The organism is Aquimarina sp. Aq107, from assembly GCF_943733665.1.
Lineage (GTDB): Bacteria > Bacteroidota > Bacteroidia > Flavobacteriales > Flavobacteriaceae > Aquimarina.
On sequence record NZ_OX030782.1, the window covers coordinates 3,118,591 to 3,143,920 of the forward strand.

The following is a 25,330-nucleotide window of genomic DNA, read 5'->3' on the forward strand; positions in this document are numbered from 1 at the left end:
AACAATAATACTCGCAAAAGCACTAATCTATAGAACCTAAAAAGAATAATTGTCTATGGCACTTCAATCAAAATTAGATATCTACATCGGAGATACGCCTATTACTTCATTTAAGAAATTTTCTCTTCGACAAAAAATTACAGAACACCACGATTTTGAATTGATATGTAGGACAGATGTTTTAGAACAACTATCTGGTGAGATGGTATCTCAAACTAAGAACTTTTTAGGAGAATCCTTTGTAGTACAAATAAAACCATTAGGGTTTATAGGTGGTTATAAAGAATTAGCATTTAAAGGTATTGTAACTTCTGTAAATAGCACCAAGGGATTTCAAAACAGTACCGGCGACAGCGTTGTAATTTCTGGTAAAAGTAGTTCTATTATAGCAGATGATGGCCCACATTATGCATCGCATAACGATGTTCCTCTATCTGATATTTTACAGAAAACATTTCAGGGATATGACATTTCTATGTTAGCCCTTTCTTTTGATCCTACTAAAACAGATGCTTTACATTATAGCGTACAGCAAAATGAAAGCTCTTATGAATATGCAACTCGTCTTGCTGCCCAATATAGCGAATGGTTCTATTATAACGGGAATACATTAGTTTTTGGAAAGACTAAGTATGATACCGTTCCTTTATCTTATGGAATTGATTTACAAGAATTTTCTCTTGAATTGGCTCCAAAACCTAATAAGTATAAATACTTTACTAATGATTACTTAACTGATGAACAACACGAGAAATCAACAGCAGAAGTGGATACTGGTGTTAATGGATATAATCAGTTTACTAATGATAAAAGTGAAAGTATATTTTCTAAAGAAACTGCTGTTTATATTAACTCCTACGATGATGCTAAATTAAAGCAACGTCTCGATACACATGTAATACAACAGAAAAAAGCTACCATAGTAAATCAAGTAATCGTAAAGGGAAAAAGTGATAATCCTGGTGTTAACTTAGGAGATGTAGTTACGATACAAGACGATATGACAGGATATGGTTCATTTAGAATCATCAAAGTTACTCATACTGCCTCAGAAAATGGTAAATACTATAATGAATTCGAAGGAATTACAGCAGAGTTAGATGTATATCCCAATACAGATATGATGGCATTTCCTAAAAGTGAAACTCAGGTAGCTACTGTAATGGAAAATGTTGATCCAGATGGATTGAGTAGAATTCGTGTTCAGTTCCCTTGGCAAAAACCCTATGGAGAACTAACACCTTGGCTACGAGTCGTTTCTCCACATGCAGGTGGCGAAAAAGGATTTCATTTTATTCCTGAAAAAGGAGAAGAAGTTCTTATTGGTTTCGAAGGAGGAAATGCAGAACGACCATATGTAATGGGTAGTATGTATACTGGTACCGCACAACCGGGAGCTTTTCAGAGTGATGCAAATGATATCAAAGCAATTCAATCCAGAAGCGGCACGAAATTAGTATTAGATGACAAAGAAGGTTCTACAACCATAACGGATCAAGGAACTGCTGGTATAAAACTAGATGGGAACGGACTTTTAATATCACAAGCTAATGAAAAATTTGAAGTTAATGTTGGTGAGGAGTCTAGTACGCTTGTCATGGATAAAGACGGAAAAATTGACATTGTAGCAAAAGAAATATTCCAAGTCGTTGTTGGTGAAAGTTCTTTGATCTTAAAAAAAGATGGAACAATAGAACTTAAAGGTAAAAATATCACTGTAATCGGAGACACTATAGGATTATCAGGTAACGATAACATAAGTGTAATTTCTAAGAATAGTCAGGTTTATCTGGATGGAAATGCAAAGATTATTGGTTCTAATGTTGATATTAATTAAAAAATAATCTTAAGGAATGTCTAAGAAAAAAAGACTGAGTTTTTTATTGGATGAAGAAGATACAACTTCGGGAAATGTGCAAGTTGATGATGATTCTTTTTTCAATCCGGTAAACAAAACAAATAAAATACGTTATCGTTGCGAACAAACAAATAGTACACACAGTGATAAATCAATAATTTTCCACGCAAACATAAAAAAAGAATATCTAGTAGAGTTTCTGAAAAAAGAAAAAAACATCGTGTTTAATTCTGTTCTAGAAGATTATGTTTATAGTTCAGAACCCAAGCACTTTGAAATTGCAATGGATGCATTTCGAGATTTAGAATATTGGAAAGAAAATATTTCGTTGCAATTAAACGAGAATGGAAAAATAAAACAAATTCTTAATCTAAATAACTTATCAGATTCTTGGATCAAGTTTAAAACCAAAGTATTGCCTGACACCGATTTTTTTCAAGAATTAAAAAAAGCTAATAAAAATGCCGCAAAGGATATTATTGACAATGGAGATATTGAATTTAAAAACGAAAAAAACCTCATAAAAACATTAGATAAAAATGTCTTCTATAACATTTTACTTGATTCTTATCTAATAGACTTAGATCATAAAACAAAAATAACTACTTTGACATTTATATCACAGATATTCCAAAAAGTAAAAGTTAAATTGGAGATCTCAGAGACTACAATTAAAGAGGATAATGATTTTATTTATAAAAGAAAAGTTGGAACATTAATTAGAGATACATTAGACAATGAGGAGCTCATAAGACAGTATAATTTGTTTTACAAACCAATGATACAGTATAACTTTACAGAATATAACTACATATATAGACAATCTTATCGTATAGATAAGAAAACAGGCTATATAACTGAAGGAAAAGCTGTTTTTTCTGAACAAATTAAGAATAACTATGAATTTATAACAGAGTTTAATCTTAAACAGGTAAAGATATGAGTGCAAAATATATTCCTAATAAAACACCCGTTGTTTGTACATATCAAACTAGCCCAGCTCCTAGTGAACTAATAGTAACTAGAAGTGCCGTTACTGTAATGTATAAAAGTAAGAAAGAACCATTATTAACTATAGCGGATAAAAATATACAAGTAGCTTTTGCTTGCAAAATCCCTATGAATTTAGCAGGTTCGCTTTTTGCTTTTGGAGCTGGCTTATTATTGGGAGCTGCTTTGATTTTATCAGGACCAATAGGTTGGGCTGTCATAGCCGTTGGAGCTGCCGTTATGGCTGCTGGTGCAGTAACGTATGTCGTTGCAAAGGTATCACATACTTGTACTCCCAATCTAGAAGCTGGAGCCTGGTCTTTGCAACATAGTACTGTAAAATTAGACCAAAGTCCGGCAGTTACCCAAATGTCCATTATGACTTGTGGAAAATCAGGGATTTTAAAACCAATTCTTGATCCAGGTCTAGCTCAGAAAGCAGCCGAAGAAATTGCCTTTGGAAACTCTGTTGAGGTTGGTGCTAATATGGCAATTTCATTTTTGTTTGGTTTTGGTTTAGTTTCAGCTGGTGCTGCAGGATGGGGTGCAGTAGGTAAAATGTTTTTAACCACTGCTATAGGTACACCATTGATATCACTAGCAACAACAGCAGAAAAAGATATCATTAGATCTAATTCTTTAGAAGATAACAAAAGCTATGAAAATCTAAATGAAGTAGAAGGTCTTAGTTATGTGCCTGAATGGATAAGTGATACAGGAACTATAGATCCTAGTGACCCCGAAAACATTGGGGATGTATTAAGTTTTCAGAATTGGGAAGAGGCAAGAAGAATTTTAACAGAACGTGGAGTTGCAAAAGAGAACCTTCCTGTATATGAAAGATTATATAGAATGCCTCGTTCCCAAAGAAGAGCAGCACTTAGAAGTCTCAAAAAAACAAATCCTGAAATAGCAAGAGCAATAGAAAAACATGGAAGAACAAGCCTTACTAAAGATCAAGTACAAATAGAAAGAGCTAGTAATTCTGAAACAGTAAGAACAGGAAACAGACTAGCCGCAGCAAAAAAAATTGAATCATTTTCGGTAGTCGCTCTTATTCTCCCATTTGTTTCTACCTGGTTTACTGAAAGTGCTAGGAAAGAATTGGCAATTGCTGCTTCTATGGATTTAATAAGCGGACAAGGAACAATATCAGCACAATCACCTATTTAATGTTTAGAAAAAATAATCTAAATTTACTTATAAAGATAGGATACGGTTGTAGTATTCTAATAGGAAGTTTAATATTAATACTTGTGCTTATATCTATCTTTTCTAACAGCCTTAACTTTAGCTTTAAACTGCTTTATCTTATAATACCGATGATATTATATATGATATACCTAAAGGCTATCGTCGAAAAACATTATATCAAATTGGTGAGTAAAGAAATCTCTAGTTGGCAAGAAATCTCCTTAAAAATAGATAAAGTAATAACCTCAGAAGTTCTTAAAAAGGTTTTTAACTATTATGGCATGGGTGCAAATGTTTATGAATACTATATCACTTTTTTCAACGAAGAACTTGCCAAACACATAACAATTAGCTCTATAGGCTACAAACCTACATATGACATCATATCCAATTGGAAAAACAGAATGATTACCGTTTTTATGAACACCGAAAATATACATAAGAAATATAATTATAATGAAAAGAAGAAAATAAGCAATGTAAAAATTTTCAGGTTCGTAAAAGACCGCCATAACTTAGAAACAACATATAAACAAAGTGTTCACGAGTTTGTTGCTAATAAAAGACAATTAGAAGGGCTTTTGATAATTTTTATACCGCTGTTTATAAGTTTTTTTCTGTATTTATTTAATAATTCAATTATGAAAACTACACAATTACTTTTTTTAGGTTTGGCTTTTTTTATTATCAGTTGCTCAGAATCCATTACTACTACCGTAGCTAAGCAAGCCTGTCAATGTATTGAGAATGATACCGCTAAAGACACTAGAGTTTGTACTAATAAAGCTATTATTGATAACAAAGAGGTTTTAGAAAATGAGTATAAAGAACAAGGCATTTCTTTACTAGATGAAAACAATGAGGTAAATCCATTTTATTTTCAATTAATATACATGACAATGTTACAAAGTGAATGTCCTGAATTAACTACTGGTAAATAGATTGGAATGATAAATTAAAAATGTGACTTTGATTCTCATTTATTCTTTATTTGATAGAATTATTAATGATGCTGAATTAACCATTATAGAGGATGTAGAACATAACATTCAGAGTACGTGTAAATATAGTGTAAGAAAGTTGTAGATGAAAAAAGGGATGCTAGTATTAGGTGTTTTATTGATCATATTTTTTATTAGCAAAGATTTATTGTTTATTGTTAAGCCATATAAAAAGTATTCAATTTCGTCACTTTTAAAGGATAAAATAATAAAAGACTCTCTTTCATATGAATTTACAACTGTAACAATTAATTCTGTAAGTGAAATATATGGATTTAAGAGTCAACCAAACAAGGTAGTCTTTGGCGTAAAATACTTCAACACAGATAAGTCCTGTTGGGTTAAAACTTTAGTGGATGCACCTTATCTTTTATTTATAGGAACCACAAAAAAGGAAGGTGAAGTTATTGAAATCCTTTATGATAAAAGTGCGGATTGTAATACTAATAAAAATGCTATTTACTCACCGAGTCAAAAAGATACCAGAGAAGTAAAGTATATTAAATTGATAAAAATAGGTGTATTATCATTATTTATTATTTTTTTAATTCGAGATATTTTTTTAAAGCAAAAATAGAACAGAAAAATAATACTATAACGTATTATGAATAGGTTATTTATCTAAAATATATTGAAAGAAAAAAGGTATTTAAAAAATTAGTAGTAGGGATAAAAATCAGGAAGGTATTTTTAGTGATTTTACCGAATAATATTTATCTTTTTTTGATATAGATTCTAATTCTTTAAGTAAGTAAATAAGGAGATTAATAAATTAATATATAATCATTAGTTTTTCAGAATTCAACTACAATGAGTAGTTATTTACCATAAAAGCAGCTGCAGATTTTGCCGAGGAAGATATTGCCAATGGTAGTTCTATATCTTCAACCACTCATTAGATATGTAAATATTTAATTTGATGCCTATTTAATGTTTAGAAAAAATAATCTAAATTTACTTGTTAAGATAGGATATGGCTGTAGTATTCTAATAGGAAGTTTATTATTAATACTTGTGCTTATATCCATCTTTTCTAACAGCCTTAACTTTAGCTTTAAACTGCTTTATCTTATAATCCTGATCATATTATATACGGTACATCTAAAGGTTATCGTCGAAAAATATTATATCGAATTTTGTAAATAAAGAAATCTCTTTAAAAATAGATAAAGTGATAACTACAGAAATACTTAAAAAAGTTTTTAACTATAATGGTATGGGTGCTAATGTTTATAGAGACTATATCACTTTTTTTAACAAAGAACTTCTACACATAAAACAATTAGCTCTATACTATAGGCTACAAACCTACATATCATATCCAATTGGAAAAACAGAATGATTACTATTTTCAGTTGGTATATATGACAAGACTACAAGACGAGTGCCCTGAACTAACTACTAGTAAATAAAAACTGATCCTAAATATTATAAGATATTAAAGGCTAATAATAAGGATAGTCAGACAAAACCTAGATAAAAATATCTCATATAAAATCTATAAGGAAAAACTTAAACCAATATCTCAGTAAATCAAAAGAATAATTATTCGAAAAACTATAAATAGTCTATTTATAAAACAATACAATAAAGGAACAATAATATAATCTTATAAATTTGTCAAACTAGATTAGATGAATATCGTGTACTACAGTCTAGCTAAAAAACACTCGTAACTATTTATTCTACTTTTATATATTCTTTAATAGATATAGGTTTACCATCATCTGTAAATCCTTCAATACATATTTCAAAATCACCGACAACATCTGAAGTAAAAAACTTCAGAATAGTATTATCTTCTTTTGTGGTATTGTTTGGTTTCCACAATAATTGATTTCTATAATCAGGAATGTGTGCATAAGTAGTATCATTTTGATCATATTGTTGTGTAAAATATTTTTTTGTTGCTTGTGGTCTTGATAAAGTAGTCTGTAATAGATAACCTTTATTTAAACCTTCTACATAATCTCCTTTTAAAGTTTCAAAAATTAATATTCCTTCAAAAATTTTAGTCCCCAAAAAATACCGATCTCTTACAAAACTAATACGCTGAATCTTTCTAGCATCATATTCCAAAATATACTCATGATCTTGTTCTACAATGCCATCTACAATAACAAGTGGTGGAAAATTATAATCCTCTTGAGTGGGATTATTTCCTCTAATAACGAATACCTTTTCTCCCTTTTTATTTGTTCTAGTCCATACATTATTTACAACTTCTATAATCGTTTCTTTTACGGTAGGAAACCTTGTGTATTCATCTAGATTGAATGTTTCGTCAGGACTACCATAGAAAGGAACAGAACTTTCATATTTCTGTATGGTATCTGGTTTTACATTAAAATAACTATTTTCAATCTGATTATAAACACTCTGTTGGATAATATCATCTTCTAGCTCCTCTGTAATCCGAAATTTATAAAAATCAAAGTTAGGATAACTAAATGCAGGGGTTAGACTAAGTTCAATTTTATAATCATTCTTATTCTCTCCTAGAATCTGAATTATAAAGTTATTTTCCTCATAATTTTTATCTAGATTAAAAATAAAGCTTCCGTTTTCGTCAGTAGCTATAATTTTCACATCATCTGTTCTTCCCGGAACTGACAATGCCACATCAATATCTATAATTGGTAAAGTAGGTTCTTGAGGTATAATTCTACCATAAATCAATTCTCCACGCATTTCGGGAAAAAAGACTGAAGACTTTATGGATTTTGACTGATTTTTGACAGATTTAGTATCCAATATCAAAAAGTCATCTGATGAGAGCGGTTCTGAAGAAACAAAATGTTTTTTTTTTCTAACAGAGACAGAATAATTACCTTTTTTCATGCCAGAAAACGCTTCACTTATTGTTAATACAACCAAATTTCTTTTATTCAAAATCTGCTTATCAATATTAACGTTTAGCTTTTTGTTATTTTTCCTTTCAATCCGTTTTAATGGTATTGAAGTTACAATAGAATCATCTGATTCATTTTCTGCAAGAATGGCTTTTTGATTTACTTGATATGGGTTTATTATACTTAGATCTCCCTGAAACAAAAGATTTTTTTTAGCATTTAGCATCCACTGTGTATATCCTATCAATTTATAATTCCCTGAAGGAACAGATACAGGAAGAAAAAAATCTCCTTGTCCTAAGCCATTTTCAAGTTTGACTTTATGCTTAAAAACAGCTTTATTACTTTCGTCAATAAGTTCTACATATGCAACTTTGCTAATATCACTTAAATGATCATTATGAACATTCAAACAATATAAACTATAATACAAATATTCTCCTGCTAATAACACTGTAGCATTGTAATGTATAAAAACCTTTTCCTGAGATACTTTATCATACCCCGCCAAATCTTCTACTGTTTTTAAAATAGATTGGCGTTGTGCCTGAAGACTAGACCAGAATAAAAGCATACTATATAAAAGAAATCTTATATCCACAGAAATAATTTTACATTAAACATTTATTATTTATAACCACTTTAACCAGGTTTAATCTATCCAAAAATCTGGAACAATACTTTGTCCAAATTCAGTACAGTCACCACATCCACGTCTTACAAAGGCAAAGAATCCGTCTATTGGATTAGAATTGCGATATTCTTCAAAAAACCTGAATTCTTCTGCTTGTATAAAACCTAGTAATCGTATATTATAATTTTCAATAGTTTCTTCTTCTCTGAGCACTGGTATTATCCGATCACAGCCTGGAGAAAATTGAGGAAGATCTGATATAAGGTCGCTTCTATCAAAAAAAATACGTTTTGACGATACAGAAGAAACATCAAAAAACCCCAATACATTCTCACCAGTATTACTTTCTGAAATGATGTTTCCTGCAATGAATCCAGATTGAACCTGAGAGAATAAGCTTTCGGATTGAGAAAATCTATTTAATGTTTCATAGAATTGATTCGCTTCTCTTGATTGTACATATTGTCTAACCAGAATACTATAACGATCAGCAACACTTATATCTTCAGCATTTATAAACTTTACAGGAAATTCTGTAACTCGGTCTTCAGTAAATGTGGTAGTATTCGTTATAATAATCTCATTAGATACCCTTGTATTATAACACACTCTTTCTTCTATAGGCCTGGGAGTATATTCTATAGTCTCAATCATTAAAGTTTCACTACCAATCAAAACATCTCTCAAATCTCTGGGAACCCATAACGAAGCTACAATCCTATATGTCTCTTCATACTCGTAACGATAGTAAACTGAATTACCAGTGGGGTCGAAACTATCAATTAATATACCCACACCTTCCACATCATCATCATTAAACATTCGTTTTGGATATAGATTATCAATAACTGATTCTTGTGGTAATGTAGCGACAGCTGAAATATATGATTTTCCATTTTCTGTCTTAATTGATAGTCTATATTCTTTTCCTAATTCTGCATTAAACGCTTCTATAGAAGTATATATTCCGGGAGAAGTTTCATTAAAGAGGTATTCATTATCATGATCATCCAGTATCTTAACTTCTGCATTCTGCTCCTTAAGTGGACCGTCTTCCTCAAATCTATAAGTCCTTGATAATACAAGTTGTTGATTTTTTAATTCATTAGTTATAGTAGCGTTAATAACCAGGATACTCTCAAAATCTTCGGTTTCAAAATCGAAAGGTTCTACACAATTAGATAGTACCATACAAGAAAGAAAGAAAAATAATACGCTCTTCATACGCATACTCATCATTATTTTTTCAAAGAGTTTCATCATCATTAAAATTTAAAATTATAAGTAATAGAAGGTACAGGAACAGAAAATATTGAACTTTTTAATCCTTTAACCTCTCCATTTTCTGTTACAAAGAATACTGAAAATGGATTGTCACGTCCTAATACATTATAAACTGATATCGTCCAGAAACTGTGAGCCAGTTTCTTTCGTTTATGATTTCCTTCAATATTAATTCCAATATCTAATCTATAAAAATCAGGTATTCTAAATTTATTTCTATCGCTAAACACTGGATATTCTGCTCCATTAAAAACAAAGTTGCCTACAGGAAAGGTCACTGGTCTACCTGTCTGGTATACTAAATTAGTTGATAGACTAAATCGCTTCGTTAATTTATAATTAGCAACAAGGCTAAAATCATGTGGTTTATCAAAATTTGATGGAAAGAAATCTCCATTATTAACCTGTTCTTCTCTAAATGGGCTGTCCAATTGAATAAAAGACCTCGAATACGTGTACCCTAACCACCCATTAAATCTTCCACTTTGTTTTTTAAACAAAAACTCAACTCCATAAGCCTTTCCTTTTCCTTGTAAAATAACAGTTTCGATATTTTCATTGAGAAGTACCTCTGCTCCTGTTTTAAAATCTATACTATTATTAGATCTCTTATAGAACCCTTCTAGGCTGATCTCATAAGCAGCATTATCAAAATTTTTATAGACCCCTAATGAGTATTGTTGAGAACTTTGAGGTTTTATATTGAGATCAGAAAGTTTCCAGGTATCAATTGGAGATGCTATCGTATTATTAGATAAAGTATGTATATATTGATATGTTTTATTATATGCAGCTTTTACAGACAAATCTTCGTCTAACAAATACCTCCCTGATATTCTAAATTCTGGTCCTCCATACGTTTCAATCACTTCATTTTTGTCAAAATTTAATGTCTCTATAACTGTACCTTCACCTCTAGGTGCTCCATCCTCATAAACATTTTGACTTCCTTCTCCCAAGGCATTAAACATAGAATATCTAATTCCGGCATCTAAGGTTATTTTATCTGTAAGCGCTATATTTCCTGAAAGAAAAACAGCAGATTCCAGTCCTCTTTCTTTTTGTATTTCCACCGGATCTATTATAGACTCAGGTCCTTTTGGTTTTATACTCCCTGGATTTACAACATATAATTTACCAGACAAACCGTAATCAAACTTGATATGCTTGTTATAAAGATGCTTAAACTGAAACTTTAATTCTGTTTCATCTATACTATATCCAAGGTCAAAGTCATTATTTGTTTCTCCATCAAACTCTATATCAAAATCGTATCGGCTGTTAGTAAAAACGAACTTACCAGTATTCTTATCATTAAATCGATGGTGCCATCGCAATGATAATGCTCTATTACCATATACATACAAAGAATCTGAAGTGATCCTAAAATCATCTCTGCTCCAATATCCCATTGCTTCGATTTTAGAGTTATCATTGATTTGATGATTATATTTAGCAATTACATCATAAAAAGAAGCTTCGCTATCCTTTAGAGATTCTTCATCTAATGACTTCAACACCCAATTTGCATATACACCTCTTCCTCCTAGCATTAGTCCGGATTTTTCTTTAAGAATAGGAGTTTCTATAAGTAGGTTTCCTGTTATGGGTCCAATAGAACCTTCTCCTCTAAATTTATCTACGCTGGCATTTTTTGTGGTTAGATCAAAAACAGAAGATAGCCTTCCTCCATATTCGGCAGGAATACCATTTTTATATATACTTACATCTCCTAATGCAAAAGGATTTAGTGCCGAAAAAATTCCAAAAAAGTGTTGAGGATTATATATCACAGCATCATCTAGCAAAATTAAATTTTGATCTGACTTTCCTCCTCTTACATTGTAACCGGAAGCTCCTTCTCCAGCAGTGGTTATACCTGGAAGTGTAGTAGCAACTTTTAGGACATCACGTTCTCCTAATGCTAAGGGAATATTCTTGGACGTTTGGACATTAATCTCTGTTTTAGTTACTACTTCTTCTACATTTTTGTTCACTTCTGCCTCTAGAATCACTTCATCCAATTGTTCTACACTTTCATTAAGTGAGAAATTTAATCTACCATTGTTATATAGTATTACTCGCTTCTTAACGTTTTCCATTCCCATAGCATTAACTTCTATAAGATTAGATCCTTTAGTCAATTCTACTTCATAAAATCCATTATTATCGGTTTCTACACCTACGTCTTTTCCGTTTACAACAATAATAGAATTCGATATGGGTTTGTTGCTTTGTCTGTTTATAATATGCCCCAATAACTTAAACTTCTTATTAGAATTATTCCTGATAGCTTTCCCAATCCTTACAGTTTCAATTCTTGCTGTCGAAGATTTAGGAACAGCTGTAAAAACCGCAGAGATATTTTCATCATTAGGCATTTCGGAAGAAAAGTTATTTACTCCTTTTTTTCCAAAAAAACCATCTGGCAAAGTATCATGAATTACATTGTTTAAAGTAAGAACAATATCACTTTCATTAATAATATAAAAATTAACAATCGTATTCTTGAAGATATCATTAAGTACTACCTCTACCGGCACATCTTCATAATCCCCCGATATTTTTTTGTATTCTTCAAGCCAAGAATCTTGAAAATAAAAATTATAATTTGTTCGCTCTTCTATTTGAAGTAAAACAGTTTTTAAGTTAGTGTTTTCAAAGGAAATAGTTATCAACGAATCGTTACCCTGAGCTACCACACCTTGAAAATTTAACAAAATAATAAGTAGTAAACATTTCTTCATAACCTTAAAAACCGTGTTTTGATAAAAATGGGGAATGAGCAATTTGTTGGAATAACTTCTTCATGAAGGCATCATAATCCGATTCTTTTAAGACATTATAATCATCGTAAAATGATTTGATTTCTTTTCTATAGAATGGAAAGGATTTAATAACATCTCCTTTTGACTTAATATTTCTACAGCTTGAATCTATACAAAATAAATATTTGGATTTGTCTAAAAACTTATAGTACAATCGTTGTCCTTTTATGTGTTCTCTTCTTCTTTTCTTGTGCTGTTTTAATAATGAAAAAGAAGAATTCTCAAATAATACTTCAACAAAACTTGAGGTAGTTACCCCATCAATTAATAAATCTTCTATTTTTATAAAATGAGAATCTTCAATAGTAAATTCTTCAATTTTATCGTAAATCAATTGTAAGATAGATGCACCTGACCCTGATTTTAGTTCGATTAAAAAGTTCTGAGTTTCTAAATTGTATTTTATTCCAACATTATAATAGGTCTGAGAATCGTATGTAACGGAACCTTTTAATACTTCGTCTGAACTAAAAAAAGCATGTTTGTTGTCTAATATTTTATTTCTATCAAAATCGATATACTGCTTTCCGTTATATAATCCTGTACGCTCATTTCCGATTACTTTATCAAACCACTCATAACTGCGATTTTTATCTTGCATCTGCCCAAAAACAAATACGTTTAGAAACAAAAAAACAATCATACTATTTATTTTATTTACTTTATCCATATTTCTCGTTACTGTATCTTTTGAATACTATCACCTTTTAAGCACTATTCTTGAAATTGACAATAAAATGGTCTTTCGAGATTAACCTATTTAGAAAGCACACTTTTTTAAAATGTAACTGATCGTTTGAACAATTAGCAAAATGTAGTACTGCAATAAATACTCAATGATCTCCAAGAAAAACATTTAACCTGTAGTCAAGTATTTCTTATCGAAATATATCTCTATTCATAAACGACATAGGTAACCCCTATCAAAATTTACCAATGCCGAACAACGCTTACTAGTAATCAGAAAAAGAACCTATAAATAAGATTTTCATAACGAATACTTTAAATATGCAGAATTCATAAATCATAGTATTTCAAATAAAAAGGGTGTAATGAAATAACAGAATAAGATTGATGATATTCGTTCATCTTATAAATTTGTTAAGGAGCAGTAGTCAATGATCCCTTTTACTTAAATTAGGCGATCAAATTAACACAAATGAAGACATTTTTTACTACATCACTCTTTTTATTTTCCATTATTGTAACCGCACAAACCGATCAACGAATATATGATATTATAGATGCTGTTTCTTCGGAAAGAATCGAAACAGACATAAAAAAATTAGCTGGATTTGGTACAAGACATACCTTAAGCGATACGGTATCCGATACAAGAGGAATTGGTGCTGCTAGAAGATGGATCAAATCAGAGTTTGATGATATCTCTAAAAGTTGTAACAATTGCTTAGAGGTATTTTATCAAAAAAATTTGGTGAAAAAAGGAGCTAACCAACGTATTGTTAAAGATGTGATGGTAGTAAATGTTGTTGCCATACAGCGAGGCACAAAATATCCAAATCGATTTATTATGATGAGTGGGGATATAGACTCGCGGATCACTGATCCCACCAATTTTACTGACGATGCTCCTGGTGCTAATGATAATGCAACCGGAATGGCAGGAGCTATAGAAGCGGCCAGAGTTTTATCAAAATATAAATTTGAAAATAGTATTATCTATGTTGGATTGTCTGGCGAAGAGCAAGGACTTTTTGGAGGAAAAGGATTAGCAAACTATGCTAAAACAAAAAATTGGGAAATCATTGGAGTAATGAACAATGATATGATCGGAAATATCAAAGGAGTAGATGGTGTTATCGACAATAGAACATTTAGGATCTTCTCAGAGCCTACAAATCTCACTGATGATCCAAAAACAGTAGAAAGAAGACGTTTTTATGGAGGTGAAGTAGATGGGATATCCCGCCAATTAGCTCGATATATTCATAAAACTACTAAAACATATATGCCAGAGATGAATCCTATGATGGTATATCGCTTAGATCGTTTTGGAAGAGGTGGCCATCATCGTCCATTTAATGATGCAGGGTTTGCTGGAATCCGTATTATGGAAGCGCACGAAAATTATACGCAACAACATCAAGACATTAGAGAAGAAGGTGGTATTAAATATGGAGATGTAGTTGAACACGTCAATTTTGAATATGCCGCAAAACTAACAGCCGTAAATGCAATCAATATGGCGAGTATTGCTTGGGCACCTCCTGCTCCTACTGAAGTTAAAATTGGAGGAATTGTAGAACCATCGGTTAAATTTAAATGGAAGAAATCAAATACTCCTAATATCAAAGGATATAAGATTTACTGGAGAGATACTACTTCTCCAACTTGGGATCATAGTCGATTTGTTGGTAATGTGGACAGCTTTACTCTAAATGGTATTGTTATTGACAATTACTTTTTTGGCATATCTACAGTAGGAAAAAATGGTCATGAGAGTCCAGTAGTGTTTCCTTCTGGAATATTTAGAAAATAAATTATTTCTAAGTATATTAACCATGATAATCTAACCACACAGTTCATGAAAGCCTTAAACATTATAGTTCTTTTTGCACTTCTTTGTATAATTTCTTGCAAACAAAAATCTTTCAAAGAGAAAACAGTCGTATCCAATGATATCGCTTCATTATTCCCTTCAGAAATAAAAGGAAAAGTTGTAATACATGAAAATTTTAAATCAAAACACGTAATCCCAAGAAATGTAGAAGTATTTCTTCCGGATGGATATGATCCTAATTCAAAAAAGAAATACAATGTATTATATATGCATGATGGACAAAATGTTTTTAACTCGAAAACATCATACACAGGCATTGATTGGGGTGTGGATGAAGCTGTTGATAGTTTGATCAAGATTTCAAAGATTAAAAATACGATCGTGGTCGCTCCTTGGAATACTGTAAAAAAACGTTTTTCTGAATATATGCCTAAAGCTCCTGCTGAAGCAACCAGTAGTGCAGAAGTGAAAGCTGCTTTAAAACAAAATACAGGTTTTGATGATTTATATTCTGATCAATATCTGAAATTTCTAGTAGAAGAATTAAAGCCTTTTATCGACAAAACATATAATGTATATACTAAGATGGAAAACACTAGTATAATGGGATCATCTATGGGAGGATTAATTTCATTGTATGCGATATGTAAATATCCCGAAGTCTTTGGCGCAGCAGGATGTGTATCAACGCATTGGCCGGTTCCTGTTTTAGGAGAAGCATATATAAAAACCCTACCTTCTACCCTTCCAGATCCTAAAACTCATAAAATATATTTTGATTTTGGAACAGAAACGTTAGATGCCCAGTATGAACCCTATCAAAAACAGGTAGATCAAATGATGATAGATAAGGGGTATACCAAAGGTAAAAATTGGGTTACTAAAAAATTTGAAGGTGCAGCGCATGATGAAAAGAGTTGGAATAACAGAATACATATTCCACTAGAATTTTTATTACAATAAATTAAACAAAATGAATAAGTTTTTCTGTACGGTCTGTATTGTTTGCGGACTATCACCAATATTTGCACAAACCTCACTTTTTGATGAGCATCAAAAATTCACAAGACAAGATTCTTTAAGAGGTTCTATTACTCCAGAACGTGCTTGGTGGGACCTTACCTATTATCATTTGGACATATCAGTGGATCCTGATAAAAAATTAATAAAAGGAAAAAACACAATTCATTATAAAGTATTAGAAAATCACAATGTACTGCAAGTAGATCTTCAACCACCGTTAGTTATAGAAAAGGTAATACAGGATGGGAAAGAACTAAAGGTAACCTCTGAAGAGAATGCTCATTTCGTTACGCTTACCAAAAAACAAAAAAAAGGAAGTGTCAATTCAATAGAAGTATACTATAGCGGTAATCCAAGAGAAGCTGTTCGAGCACCTTGGGATGGAGGAATTTCATGGAAAAAAGATGGTAACGGAAAACACTTTGTGGCTTCCTCTTGTCAAGGATTAGGAGCAAGTGTCTGGTGGCCTAATAAAGATCACATGTATGATGAAGTTGATAGTATGTTAGTGAGTGTTACCGTTCCAAAAGGTTTAATGAATGTGGGTAATGGAAGGCTTCGTAAAGTAGAAGAACGTACGCCTAGTACTAAAACATTTCATTGGTTTGTGCAGAATCCAATCAATAATTATGGTGTAAATATCAATATTGGTGATTACGTGCATTTTGGAGAACAATATGACGGAGAAAAAGGCAATCTTGATATGGATTACTATGTATTAAGGGACAATCTTGAAGCTGCAAAAAAACAATTTAAAGATGCTCCAAAAATGATGAAATCTTTTGAGCATTGGTTTGGACCATACCCTTTTTATGAAGATAGTTTTAAATTAGTAGAAGCTCCATATTTAGGCATGGAACATCAGAGTTCTGTAACCTACGGAAATAAGTACGTAAATGGCTATTTAGGTAATGATTTATCTGGTACTGGTTGGGGATTAAAATTTGATTTCATTATTATCCACGAATCCGGTCATGAATGGTTTGCTAATAATATTACCTATAAAGATATTGCTGACATGTGGATTCATGAAAGTTTTACTGCGTATTCAGAAAACCTATTTTTGGATTATCACTATGGAAAAGAAGCTTCTTCTGAATATGTAATAGGAACACGTCAAGGAATTAGAAATGACAAACCAATTATTGGACAATATCACGTAAATAACGAAGGATCTAGTGATATGTATTATAAAGGAGCTAATATGTTGCACACCTTACGTCAACTAATAGAAGATGATGAAAAATGGAGAACTATTTTAAGAGGATTAAATAAAGATTTTTATCATCAAACCGTTACTACAAAACAAATTGAAGATTATTTAAGTAAAAAAACCAACATTGACCTAACAGCTTTTTTTAATCAATATTTAAGAGATACAAGAATACCTACTTTAGAGTATAGTTTTGATAATAACGGATTAAAATACCGATATATTGATGTTGTCAAAGATTTTGATATGCCCGTGCGTTTAAAAATAAACGGAAAAGATCAATGGGTACAGCCAAATACAAAGTGGCAAACACTAAAAGTAAAAACGAATGAAATCGTAATCGATCCTAATTTTTATATAAATACCAAGTCTATATAATGAAAATTTATTTTCCTCAATGGCAAGGATCTGGAACAGGTAAAAACATAGAGGATGGTGCTAAAACCATCTTGGACTATCTTAATGATCCGGAATTTGTTCATATCCCATTATCAAAAATAGCAGCTGGAAAAAATGGAGAAAGAAAACATCATATTAATAATTATGATGCAATCACGGATCAATTGACTTATTTAAAAACACGAATTGATCAAACACAACCTAAAACAATCAAAACTATTGGTGGGGATTGTGGGTTAGAAATTGTTCCCGTCTCTTATCTTAATCAAAAATATCCTAATCTGGGTGTTATCTGGTTTGATGCGCATGCTGATATAAATAAACCTTGTGACTCCCCTAGCTGTAATTTTCACGGTATGCCGTTAAGAACATTGTTAGGAGAAGGATCCTATCACATGAATCCTCTTTTATTCTCTACAATTAAAGCTTCGCAAATACATTATGTTGGCTTAAGAGATATTGATGATACTGAACAAAGTAGAATTGATGAAGGAGAAATTTATGCTCCAAAAAATATAAATATTACAAATTTGGTCGAAACTCTGCGATCAAAAAATATTACAAATCTATATCTACACTTTGATTTTGATTGTCTAGAACCAAATGATTATAACAAAACATATTATCGGGTAGCTGATGGTATTACCATTTTAGAATCTGAAACTTGTATAAGAGCATTACAAGAAAACTTCACTATCGTTGGTAGTAGTGTTCTAGAATCAATTACTACAGATATTTCTGAATTACGTCCTATTGAAAAAATTATTAATTTATTAATGAATACCTAAATAAATATTATTAAAAACTATGTCAGGAGGTAATTGGAAAGATATGCTATTAGCATCGCAAACTGGTGATCTAGAATTGGTAAAGTACTACGTCAAAACAGGTATTGATATTAATTACCAACATCCTGAAGCTATGACAACACCACTTATTGAAAGTCTTAGGTTTGGACATCTTGATATTGCTGAGTTTTTATTAGAAAATAACGCAGATGTATTTGCTAAGGAAGGATTTAGCGGAGATACTGCACTGTCAGTGGCAACCGAAAAGCAAAATCAAAAAGCTATAAACTTGTTACAGTCTTATCTAAAATCATAAATTAAAACTTAAAATTTAAAGAACAATAAATGACTGCATATATTATATCATTTATAGCTGCCATTATACTCGGAATGTCTAAATCTGGATTAAAAGGAATGGGAGTTCTCATTGTTACCTTAATGGTATTAGTCCATGGTGCTAAAGCCTCTACAGGTATTGTATTACCCCTCTTAATTTTTGCGGATATACTTGCTGTTATATATTACAACAGACACGCTCAATGGAAATACCTCATCAAATTTCTTCCTTGGATGATCGCAGGAGTATTGGTTGCCGTTTTTGTTGGAAAAGATCTTAGCGAAGATGTTTTTAAAAAGGGAATGGCAATCATCATAATTATAAGTGTAATTATTATGTTTCTTTGGGAACGTTACGAAAAGAAAAATATCCCAACTGCTATTTGGTTTGCTGGATCAACTGGTTTCTTAGCTGGATTTACTACAATGATTGGAAATTTGGCAGGTGCGTTTGCTAACATATTTTTTCTTGCCATGCGTATCCCAAAAAATGAATTTATCGGAACTGCTGCTTGGTTATTCTTTATAATCAATTTAATTAAGTTACCTTTTCATATTTTTAGTTGGAAAACAGTTACCTACCAATCAATAATTACGGATTTATATTTAATCCCAGGGGTCATACTAGGATTTATAATAGGGCTAAAAGTGGTCAAACTTTTTAAAGATCATCAGTATCGAAAGTTTATTTTAATCATGACAGCTATTGGAGGAATCGTAATTTTATTCAGATAATTTAAATCCTATATTCATGTTATTTATGATAACTTTCTCATATGTTTAAAGCCTTATGTATTACCTTTATAAGAAAAGGTTAGCTATGTTTACATTATTTAAGAAAAAATCAGAGAAAGAACAACTTCAAAAAAAGTATCGCTTGTTAATGGAAGAATCCTATAAGCTCTCACATACAAACCGTAAAGCAAGTGATAATAAACAGGCTGAAGCCGAGGAAATTTTAAAACGAATAGAACAACTTTCTGAATAAAGTAAGAGTTTTAAAATAAAATGATCAATCATATAACATCATATATATTTACTCTTTTAATGACATATCCCTTAGTTATTTTTGATTTTAATAAAAATAGCAATTTATCAAATTGGACCATAGTGAATGATGTCGTTATGGGCGGTGTATCTAATAGTAGTCTAGAAATTAATCCTGATGGAAATGCTGTTTTTTCTGGCACTGTTTCTTTAGAAAACAATGGTGGATTCTCATTAGTTCGATATCGTTTTGAAACTTTAAAAGTAAGAGGGTATACTAAGGCTATAATAAAACTAAAAGGAGATCCAACTACCTATCAATTTAGAGCTAAAACTAATTATAATGATCGATATTCTTATATAGCAATTTTTAAGACTACTGGAGAATGGCAAACTATTGAAATCTCATTATCCGAAATGTATCCGGCATTTAGAGGAAGAAAATTAGATCTTCCTAATTATCAAGCTGAACAAATGCAAGAAATTGCATTTCTGATTGGAAACAAAAAAGAAGAAAAATTCGAACTAATAATTGATACAATAGAATTAAAATAAACAACCACTAACACCTCTATTCATTTCACTTTCAACAACTTCATCTGTAATGATATCACTTTTTACACGACTGATTAAGAAAAAAATATGAATAAAGGCTTTGGGATACTTTTTTTGAACATTCTATTTTTTTTTAGCTGTTCTACTGATGACCAAATTCTATATGACCCAAATGCCGAAAGAAATCCTCCAGTAATTGCGCACAATGGTATTTTCGCTGACTCTGATATATGTCAAGAAGCAAAGGATTTATATACTAGATTAATTTCTTCTACACAAAAAGGAATTGCTTTTGGAAGACAAGAAGCTTTCGGGACAGGCAATAACTTTCCCATGCCTGATAAACTTGATAATGATTTTTTTGAAGTTGCTAATGATCATCCAGCGATTGTTGGTTTTGACTTAGAACTTATATCGCTTCAAAACACCTTAGTGATTGACAATTTTATAGAAAAATTTACTAATGCGGTAGTAGAGGCACATGAAAATGGAAGTATTATAACAATGAGTTGGCACGCAGTAAATCCAAGTCATATCCAAGGTTTTGATCGAAGAGATACTGTAGTTCCGGACATGCTAGAAGGTGGAGAATTTAGAGACCTTTTTTTAGAGTCTTTAGGAAAAGTAGCTACTCTTTTTAAAAATTTAAAAGATTCAGAAGGAAAACCAATACCCATCTTATTTAGGCCTTGGCATGAAATGAATGGTGATTTCTTTTATTGGGGCGAAGGCTTTAGAACTACCCAAGAGTATATTCAACTATTTAGAGATACAGTTACCATTCTGTCAGAAGATTTAGATGTTCATAATTTGATTTATATATACTCTCCCAATTGGGTCTCAGATGCTTCAGAATATATGAGAAATTATCCTGGTGATGCCTATGTAGATATGTTTGGTGTTGACGTATATGACTTTATGAATGGGAGATTTTTACAAAATGCACTAAATAATTTACAAATAGTAGAAAGTATTGCAACCGACAAAAATCGTCTTTTTGCACTTACGGAAACCGGATTGACTAATGTAACTCAAAATACTTGGTGGACAGAAAGTCTTTATAAAGCAATTCGCAGTAGTAGTATTTCGTATGCTATGGTATGGCGTAATGATACGCCTTCCTTTTTTCACGTTCCTTTTTTAACGCACCCCTCAGTTAATAATTTTAGAGATTTTGTAGAAAAAGAGTCCATCTTATTAAGTAGTGAAACGCAATAAAAAGATATCATTTTATATTCATTCTAAAAAGTTATGCTTTTAAATCTATTTCTTTTAAACTCTCCATTCTATTTCTTTCCAAGAAAGCATCAATAGTCTCGAAATGTTCAATTACTCTTTTATTTTTAAATTCAAACACCTTATTAGATAATCCTCTTAAAAAATCTCGATCATGCGATACCAATATCAATGTCCCATCAAAATTTAACAGTGCTTCCTTAAGAACATCTTTGGATCGTATATCTAAATGATTAGTTGGCTCATCTAAAATAAGAACATTTACAGGTTCTAAAAGTAATTTAACCATTGCCAATCTAGTTCTTTCTCCTCCAGAGAGTACACTCACCTTTTTATCAATATGATCGCCGCTAAACATAAACTGACCTAATATATTCTTAATTTGTGTCCTTACATCTCCTTTAGCAACTTCATCTACAGTCTGAAAAACGGTAAGATTTGGATCCAATAATGATGCTTGGTTCTGAGCAAAATATCCCACTTTAGCATTATGTCCAAGATCACACTGACCTTCAAAATCAATTTCTCCCATAATTGCTTTTATCATAGTAGACTTTCCTTCGCCATTTCTACCTACAAAAGAAACTTTTTCTCCTCTTGCAATAGACATACTAGCATCTTTAAAAACAACATGATCATCATATTTCTTGGATAATTCTTTAGCTATAACAGGATAGTCCCCAGAGCGTGCTGAAGGCGGAAATCTTAGTTTCAATGAAGAAGTATCTATTTCATCTATTTCTATAATATCAAGTTTCTCTAACATACGTTCTCTAGAATTTACCTGATTTGTTTTAGAATATGTTCCTTTAAACCTTTCTATAAATTGTTTTGTATCGGCTATAAATTTTTGTTGTTCTTGATATGCCTTTAATTGGTGAGAACGTCTTTCTTCTCTTAACTGAAGATAATGCGTATAATTAGCCTTATAATCATAGATTCTTCCCATAGTAACCTCTATTGTTCTATTGGTTATATTATCTATAAATGCCTTATCATGAGAAATCACAATAACTGCCTTCGCCTTATTAAGTAAGAAATCTTCTAACCATATCACAGATTCTATATCCACATGATTCGTAGGCTCATCTAATAATATAAGATCTGGTTTTTGCAATAATATTTTAGCAAGCTCAATTCGCATTCTCCATCCCCCGCTAAATTCACTAGTTGGTCTTGTAAAATCTTCTCTCCTAAAACCTAATCCCTGTAATGCCTTTTCTACTTCCGCATCATAATTTACCTCTTCTATTGCATAAAATTTTTCTCCAAGATCTGTAACCTTTTGGATGATTCCCATATATTCATCCGAATCATAATCTGTACGAGTTTCTAATTCTTTGTTCAATCGATCCATTTCATGTTGCATATCATGAATTTGACCAAAAGCTTTTGACGCCTCTTCAAAAACTGTACAATCATCATCCGTTAACAAATGCTGCGGTAAATAGGCTATCACAGCTTCTTTGGGACAACGTACATTTCCTCTGGTAGCTTTTTGTACACCTGCAATAATCTTCATCATAGTAGATTTACCCGCTCCATTTTTACCCATTAAGGCAATCTTATCATTTTCATTTATCACAAAAGAAACATTACTAAATAATGTCTCACCACTAAACTCTACAGCAATTCCATCAACAGAAATCATATTATCATATTTTAAAGGTGCAAAACTATAAAAAAGCAGATCACTACAAAGGAATTATATGAATATCAATTACTACAACCATCTTTATTATAAATTGAAAAAAAGGATAGAATTATAGAAATCCATATAATCCTAATAGCTAGACATATTAATTAACACTAATGGAAATTTAATTACAAACTACCATCCAATAAGGGAAAATAACCCTAAAAACATCGGTGTAACAACTAATCACAAACCGTCATTTACTCGTTGTATAACAACGACTTACACAGTAAGTTTGCTTTCAGAAAGATAATTCCGGAAGCCTTTCACTAATTAAATACTTTTAAAACCGATAATTATGAAAAAATCAATTTTTAAAACACTTGCCATTGCATGTACCTTTGGTATTGTGTTTGTAGCTTGTGAAAACAAAGAAGATGAGTTACAAGATGAACAATTACAGGAGTTACAGGAAACTCCTACCAAAAATGCTAAATACTTAGATGAATTAAGTCAAACTTCTTATGAAGTAGCAAAAATTCAAAAAGATGGGCACGAATATCATTTTATTGCATTAGGTGATGAAGATGAAATGATTGTAGCAGAGACATTATACGGAAATGCTTCTAAAAATGCTGAAGAAAGTCTTCATAGTATAGAACAATCTCCTTTTAATCTTTTTATTGCATTGACATCTAATTCTGTCTCAGTACCAGAACGCGTAGCAAAAACAGCGAAAGGTTTAGAACTACAACAATCTGGTAGAAATATTGAAAAAAGTGGTGCTTTATTAGAGATCAAAGATCCAAATTACGTAGAAGCTATAGATCAAAAAGCTTGCTATGATATCGGAGCTACAGATTTTAGAAACATTTATTGTGGCGGAGTTCCTGTTGTATCAACACCAACGGATATACGTTTCTGCGATAATGGACTATGGACTTCATTAACACGTAATTCATATTATGGTGGCGATTGGAAAGAACTAGACGATACGTATACGCGAACTAACGTAGTTTGTGGTTTGACCAGATTACAGTTTTATGCTTGGGAAAACACAGCTTCTTGGCCTTTTAGCGATTGGAAATGGGTACTAAAATATCAAGTAGACTTACCGAATGGATACTGGTACTATTATTACTATACTTCTACAAATACTGAAAGACAAGTAAAGAGAACACGACCAACTAGTAGTGGATCTTTTAGAGCCTACACTAGATTCTATTAGAAGAACATATTACACAAAATAATGAGACCCATTATACATTAACATAAATGTATAATGGGTTTTTTATTTAGTGAAAATTAGTAACTTTCCTTGTGAAATATACAACTAAAATAATACCACTTTCATGATTACAAAACCAGAACTATACTTTAAAAATGACAAAGAATGGCGCGGATGGCTTCATGAAAATCATACAAGTTCTGAAGGAATATATTTGATTTTTTATAAAGTAGAAAGCAAACAACCTAGTATGCGTTGGGAAGAAGCTGTAAAAGTAGCTCTTTGCTATGGATGGATTGATTCTACAGTAAAAAAAATTGATAATGAAAAAAGAAGGCAGTATTTCTGCCCTAGAAAACCTAAAAGTGTTTGGAGTAAAGTGAATAAAACATATATCATTGAATTGATCAAAAACAATTTAATGCAGGATAGTGGTCTAAAATCTATAAGTATTGCAAAAGAAAATGGATCTTGGACAGCGTTAGATAATGTAGAAAATGGAATTATCCCAGAGGATTTACAAAAAGCATTTAATACAAATAAAATAGCATACACCAACTATTCAAACTTCGCCCAAAGTTATCGAAAAAGTTACCTGTACTGGCTTAATCAAGCCAAACGTCAAGAAACTAGGGATAGAAGAATTTTAGAAATTATCAAACTTTGCAAAGCTAATATCAAAACAAGAGATGGTGGCAGATAAACCAAATACTAAGAAATACTACTTTTGATCTCATAATCCCCTATATTCCATTAACAACACTTTA

General features: G+C 31.4%; 21 protein-coding genes. 16 read left to right on the top strand and 5 right to left on the bottom strand.

Annotated features, from left to right (window positions below):
• Positions 1–55 precede the first annotated feature (55 nt).
• The 5 genes from NMK29_RS13395 to NMK29_RS13415 all read left to right on the top strand — a co-directional run bounded on the left by NMK29_RS13395 (position 56) and on the right by NMK29_RS13415 (position 5,620).
• Positions 56–1,837: a type VI secretion system Vgr family protein gene (locus tag NMK29_RS13395; protein ID WP_108803737.1), complete on the top strand. Its 1,782-nt coding sequence runs from the start codon at positions 56–58 to the stop codon at positions 1,835–1,837.
• Between the two features lie 16 nt (positions 1,838–1,853).
• Positions 1,854–2,801: a hypothetical protein gene (locus NMK29_RS13400; RefSeq protein ID WP_108803736.1), complete on the top strand. Its 948-nt coding sequence runs from the start codon at positions 1,854–1,856 to the stop codon at positions 2,799–2,801.
• On the top strand, positions 2,798–4,021 hold the full coding sequence (locus NMK29_RS13405) for a PAAR-like protein (RefSeq protein ID WP_108803735.1): 1,224 nt from the start codon (positions 2,798–2,800) through the stop codon (positions 4,019–4,021). The genes NMK29_RS13400 and NMK29_RS13405 overlap by 4 nt, the downstream gene beginning before the upstream one ends.
• Positions 4,022–4,227: 206 nt before the next feature.
• A complete protein-coding gene (locus NMK29_RS13410) occupies positions 4,228–4,983 on the top strand; it encodes a hypothetical protein (RefSeq protein ID WP_254097223.1) in 756 nt (251 codons plus the stop codon).
• Positions 4,984–5,128: 145 nt separating this feature from the next.
• Positions 5,129–5,620 carry a hypothetical protein gene (locus NMK29_RS13415; RefSeq protein ID WP_108803732.1) on the top strand — a complete coding sequence of 164 codons (492 nt, stop codon included), beginning with the start codon at positions 5,129–5,131 and terminating at the stop codon, positions 5,618–5,620.
• A gap of 1,103 nt (positions 5,621–6,723) precedes the next feature.
• Here NMK29_RS13415 and NMK29_RS13420 read toward each other — a convergent pair.
• The 4 genes from NMK29_RS13420 to NMK29_RS13435 are packed head-to-tail and all read right to left on the bottom strand — an operon-like array spanning position 6,724 to position 13,284.
• Positions 6,724–8,496, bottom strand: coding sequence for a hypothetical protein (locus NMK29_RS13420; RefSeq protein WP_159092239.1), 1,773 nt, complete (start codon positions 8,494–8,496; stop codon positions 6,724–6,726).
• Between the two features lie 51 nt (positions 8,497–8,547).
• A complete protein-coding gene (locus tag NMK29_RS13425; RefSeq protein ID WP_159092238.1) occupies positions 8,548–9,789 on the bottom strand; it encodes a DUF4249 domain-containing protein in 1,242 nt (413 codons plus the stop codon).
• A 5-nt stretch (positions 9,790–9,794) separates the two neighbouring features.
• A complete protein-coding gene (locus NMK29_RS13430) occupies positions 9,795–12,560 on the bottom strand; it encodes a carboxypeptidase-like regulatory domain-containing protein (protein WP_108803729.1) in 2,766 nt (921 codons plus the stop codon).
• A 4-nt stretch (positions 12,561–12,564) separates the two neighbouring features.
• Complete coding sequence (locus NMK29_RS13435; protein WP_159092237.1) at positions 12,565–13,284, bottom strand: hypothetical protein; 720 nt, start codon at positions 13,282–13,284, stop codon at positions 12,565–12,567.
• 516 nt (positions 13,285–13,800) lie between these two features.
• Here NMK29_RS13435 and NMK29_RS13440 point away from each other — a divergent pair.
• The 9 genes from NMK29_RS13440 (at position 13,801) to NMK29_RS13480 (ending at position 21,681) form a co-directional block, all read left to right on the top strand.
• Entirely contained in the window at positions 13,801–15,141 is a 1,341-nt protein-coding gene (locus NMK29_RS13440; RefSeq protein ID WP_108803727.1) for a M28 family peptidase, read from the top strand.
• Positions 15,142–15,186: 45 nt separating this feature from the next.
• Positions 15,187–16,125 (top strand): alpha/beta hydrolase, encoded by a 939-nt coding sequence (locus NMK29_RS13445; RefSeq protein ID WP_108803726.1) that lies wholly within the window; start codon positions 15,187–15,189, stop codon positions 16,123–16,125.
• A 10-nt stretch (positions 16,126–16,135) separates the two neighbouring features.
• Entirely contained in the window at positions 16,136–17,776 is a 1,641-nt protein-coding gene (locus NMK29_RS13450) for a M1 family metallopeptidase (protein WP_108803725.1), read from the top strand.
• Positions 17,776–18,585: an arginase family protein gene (locus tag NMK29_RS13455; protein ID WP_108803724.1), complete on the top strand. Its 810-nt coding sequence runs from the start codon at positions 17,776–17,778 to the stop codon at positions 18,583–18,585. Before NMK29_RS13450 ends, NMK29_RS13455 begins: the two co-directional genes overlap by 1 nt.
• A 19-nt stretch (positions 18,586–18,604) precedes the next feature.
• Positions 18,605–18,901 carry an ankyrin repeat domain-containing protein gene (locus NMK29_RS13460; RefSeq protein WP_108803723.1) on the top strand — a complete coding sequence of 99 codons (297 nt, stop codon included), beginning with the start codon at positions 18,605–18,607 and terminating at the stop codon, positions 18,899–18,901.
• 29 nt (positions 18,902–18,930) lie between these two features.
• Positions 18,931–19,656, top strand: coding sequence for a sulfite exporter TauE/SafE family protein (locus NMK29_RS13465; RefSeq protein WP_108803722.1), 726 nt, complete (start codon positions 18,931–18,933; stop codon positions 19,654–19,656).
• Positions 19,657–19,741: 85 nt separating this feature from the next.
• Positions 19,742–19,909 (top strand): Lacal_2735 family protein, encoded by a 168-nt coding sequence (locus tag NMK29_RS13470; protein ID WP_035084574.1) that lies wholly within the window; start codon positions 19,742–19,744, stop codon positions 19,907–19,909.
• Positions 19,910–19,929: 20 nt separating this feature from the next.
• Positions 19,930–20,463: a CIA30 family protein gene (locus tag NMK29_RS13475; RefSeq protein WP_234424277.1), complete on the top strand. Its 534-nt coding sequence runs from the start codon at positions 19,930–19,932 to the stop codon at positions 20,461–20,463.
• Positions 20,464–20,550: 87 nt separating this feature from the next.
• Positions 20,551–21,681 (top strand): glycoside hydrolase family 26 protein, encoded by a 1,131-nt coding sequence (locus tag NMK29_RS13480; protein WP_108803720.1) that lies wholly within the window; start codon positions 20,551–20,553, stop codon positions 21,679–21,681.
• A 31-nt stretch (positions 21,682–21,712) separates the two neighbouring features.
• On the opposite strand, the gene NMK29_RS13485 is transcribed toward NMK29_RS13480, so the two are convergent.
• Positions 21,713–23,350 (bottom strand): ABC-F family ATP-binding cassette domain-containing protein, encoded by a 1,638-nt coding sequence (locus tag NMK29_RS13485; protein WP_108803719.1) that lies wholly within the window; start codon positions 23,348–23,350, stop codon positions 21,713–21,715.
• Positions 23,351–23,693: 343 nt separating this feature from the next.
• On the opposite strand from NMK29_RS13485, the gene NMK29_RS13490 reads away from it, so the two are divergent.
• The gene (locus tag NMK29_RS13490; RefSeq protein ID WP_108803718.1) at positions 23,694–24,563 is read left to right on the top strand and encodes a hypothetical protein; all 870 of its coding nucleotides are present in this window, start codon (positions 23,694–23,696) and stop codon (positions 24,561–24,563) included.
• A 124-nt stretch (positions 24,564–24,687) separates the two neighbouring features.
• The gene (locus NMK29_RS13495) at positions 24,688–25,266 is read left to right on the top strand and encodes a YdeI family protein (RefSeq protein ID WP_108803717.1); all 579 of its coding nucleotides are present in this window, start codon (positions 24,688–24,690) and stop codon (positions 25,264–25,266) included.
• Positions 25,267–25,330: the final 64 nt, after the last annotated feature.

What these genes read in the sequence shown, in the direction of transcription:
- NMK29_RS13395 (WP_108803737.1), top strand. Translation starts at nt 56, where the DNA reads ATGGCACTTCAATCAAAATTAGATATCTACATCGGAGATACGCCTATT.
- NMK29_RS13400 (WP_108803736.1), top strand. Translation starts at nt 1,854, where the DNA reads ATGTCTAAGAAAAAAAGACTGAGTTTTTTATTGGATGAAGAAGATACA.
- NMK29_RS13405 (WP_108803735.1), top strand. Translation starts at nt 2,798, where the DNA reads ATGAGTGCAAAATATATTCCTAATAAAACACCCGTTGTTTGTACATAT.
- NMK29_RS13415 (WP_108803732.1), top strand. Translation starts at nt 5,129, where the DNA reads ATGAAAAAAGGGATGCTAGTATTAGGTGTTTTATTGATCATATTTTTT.
- NMK29_RS13425 (WP_159092238.1), bottom strand. Translation starts at nt 9,789, where the DNA reads ATGAAACTCTTTGAAAAAATAATGATGAGTATGCGTATGAAGAGCGTA.
- NMK29_RS13430 (WP_108803729.1), bottom strand. Translation starts at nt 12,560, where the DNA reads ATGAAGAAATGTTTACTACTTATTATTTTGTTAAATTTTCAAGGTGTG.
- NMK29_RS13435 (WP_159092237.1), bottom strand. Translation starts at nt 13,284, where the DNA reads ATGATTGTTTTTTTGTTTCTAAACGTATTTGTTTTTGGGCAGATGCAA.
- NMK29_RS13440 (WP_108803727.1), top strand. Translation starts at nt 13,801, where the DNA reads ATGAAGACATTTTTTACTACATCACTCTTTTTATTTTCCATTATTGTA.
- NMK29_RS13445 (WP_108803726.1), top strand. Translation starts at nt 15,187, where the DNA reads ATGAAAGCCTTAAACATTATAGTTCTTTTTGCACTTCTTTGTATAATT.
- NMK29_RS13450 (WP_108803725.1), top strand. Translation starts at nt 16,136, where the DNA reads ATGAATAAGTTTTTCTGTACGGTCTGTATTGTTTGCGGACTATCACCA.
- NMK29_RS13455 (WP_108803724.1), top strand. Translation starts at nt 17,776, where the DNA reads ATGAAAATTTATTTTCCTCAATGGCAAGGATCTGGAACAGGTAAAAAC.
- NMK29_RS13460 (WP_108803723.1), top strand. Translation starts at nt 18,605, where the DNA reads ATGTCAGGAGGTAATTGGAAAGATATGCTATTAGCATCGCAAACTGGT.
- NMK29_RS13465 (WP_108803722.1), top strand. Translation starts at nt 18,931, where the DNA reads ATGACTGCATATATTATATCATTTATAGCTGCCATTATACTCGGAATG.
- NMK29_RS13470 (WP_035084574.1), top strand. Translation starts at nt 19,742, where the DNA reads ATGTTTACATTATTTAAGAAAAAATCAGAGAAAGAACAACTTCAAAAA.
- NMK29_RS13475 (WP_234424277.1), top strand. Translation starts at nt 19,930, where the DNA reads ATGATCAATCATATAACATCATATATATTTACTCTTTTAATGACATAT.
- NMK29_RS13480 (WP_108803720.1), top strand. Translation starts at nt 20,551, where the DNA reads ATGAATAAAGGCTTTGGGATACTTTTTTTGAACATTCTATTTTTTTTT.
- NMK29_RS13485 (WP_108803719.1), bottom strand. Translation starts at nt 23,350, where the DNA reads ATGATTTCTGTTGATGGAATTGCTGTAGAGTTTAGTGGTGAGACATTA.
- NMK29_RS13490 (WP_108803718.1), top strand. Translation starts at nt 23,694, where the DNA reads ATGAAAAAATCAATTTTTAAAACACTTGCCATTGCATGTACCTTTGGT.
- NMK29_RS13495 (WP_108803717.1), top strand. Translation starts at nt 24,688, where the DNA reads ATGATTACAAAACCAGAACTATACTTTAAAAATGACAAAGAATGGCGC.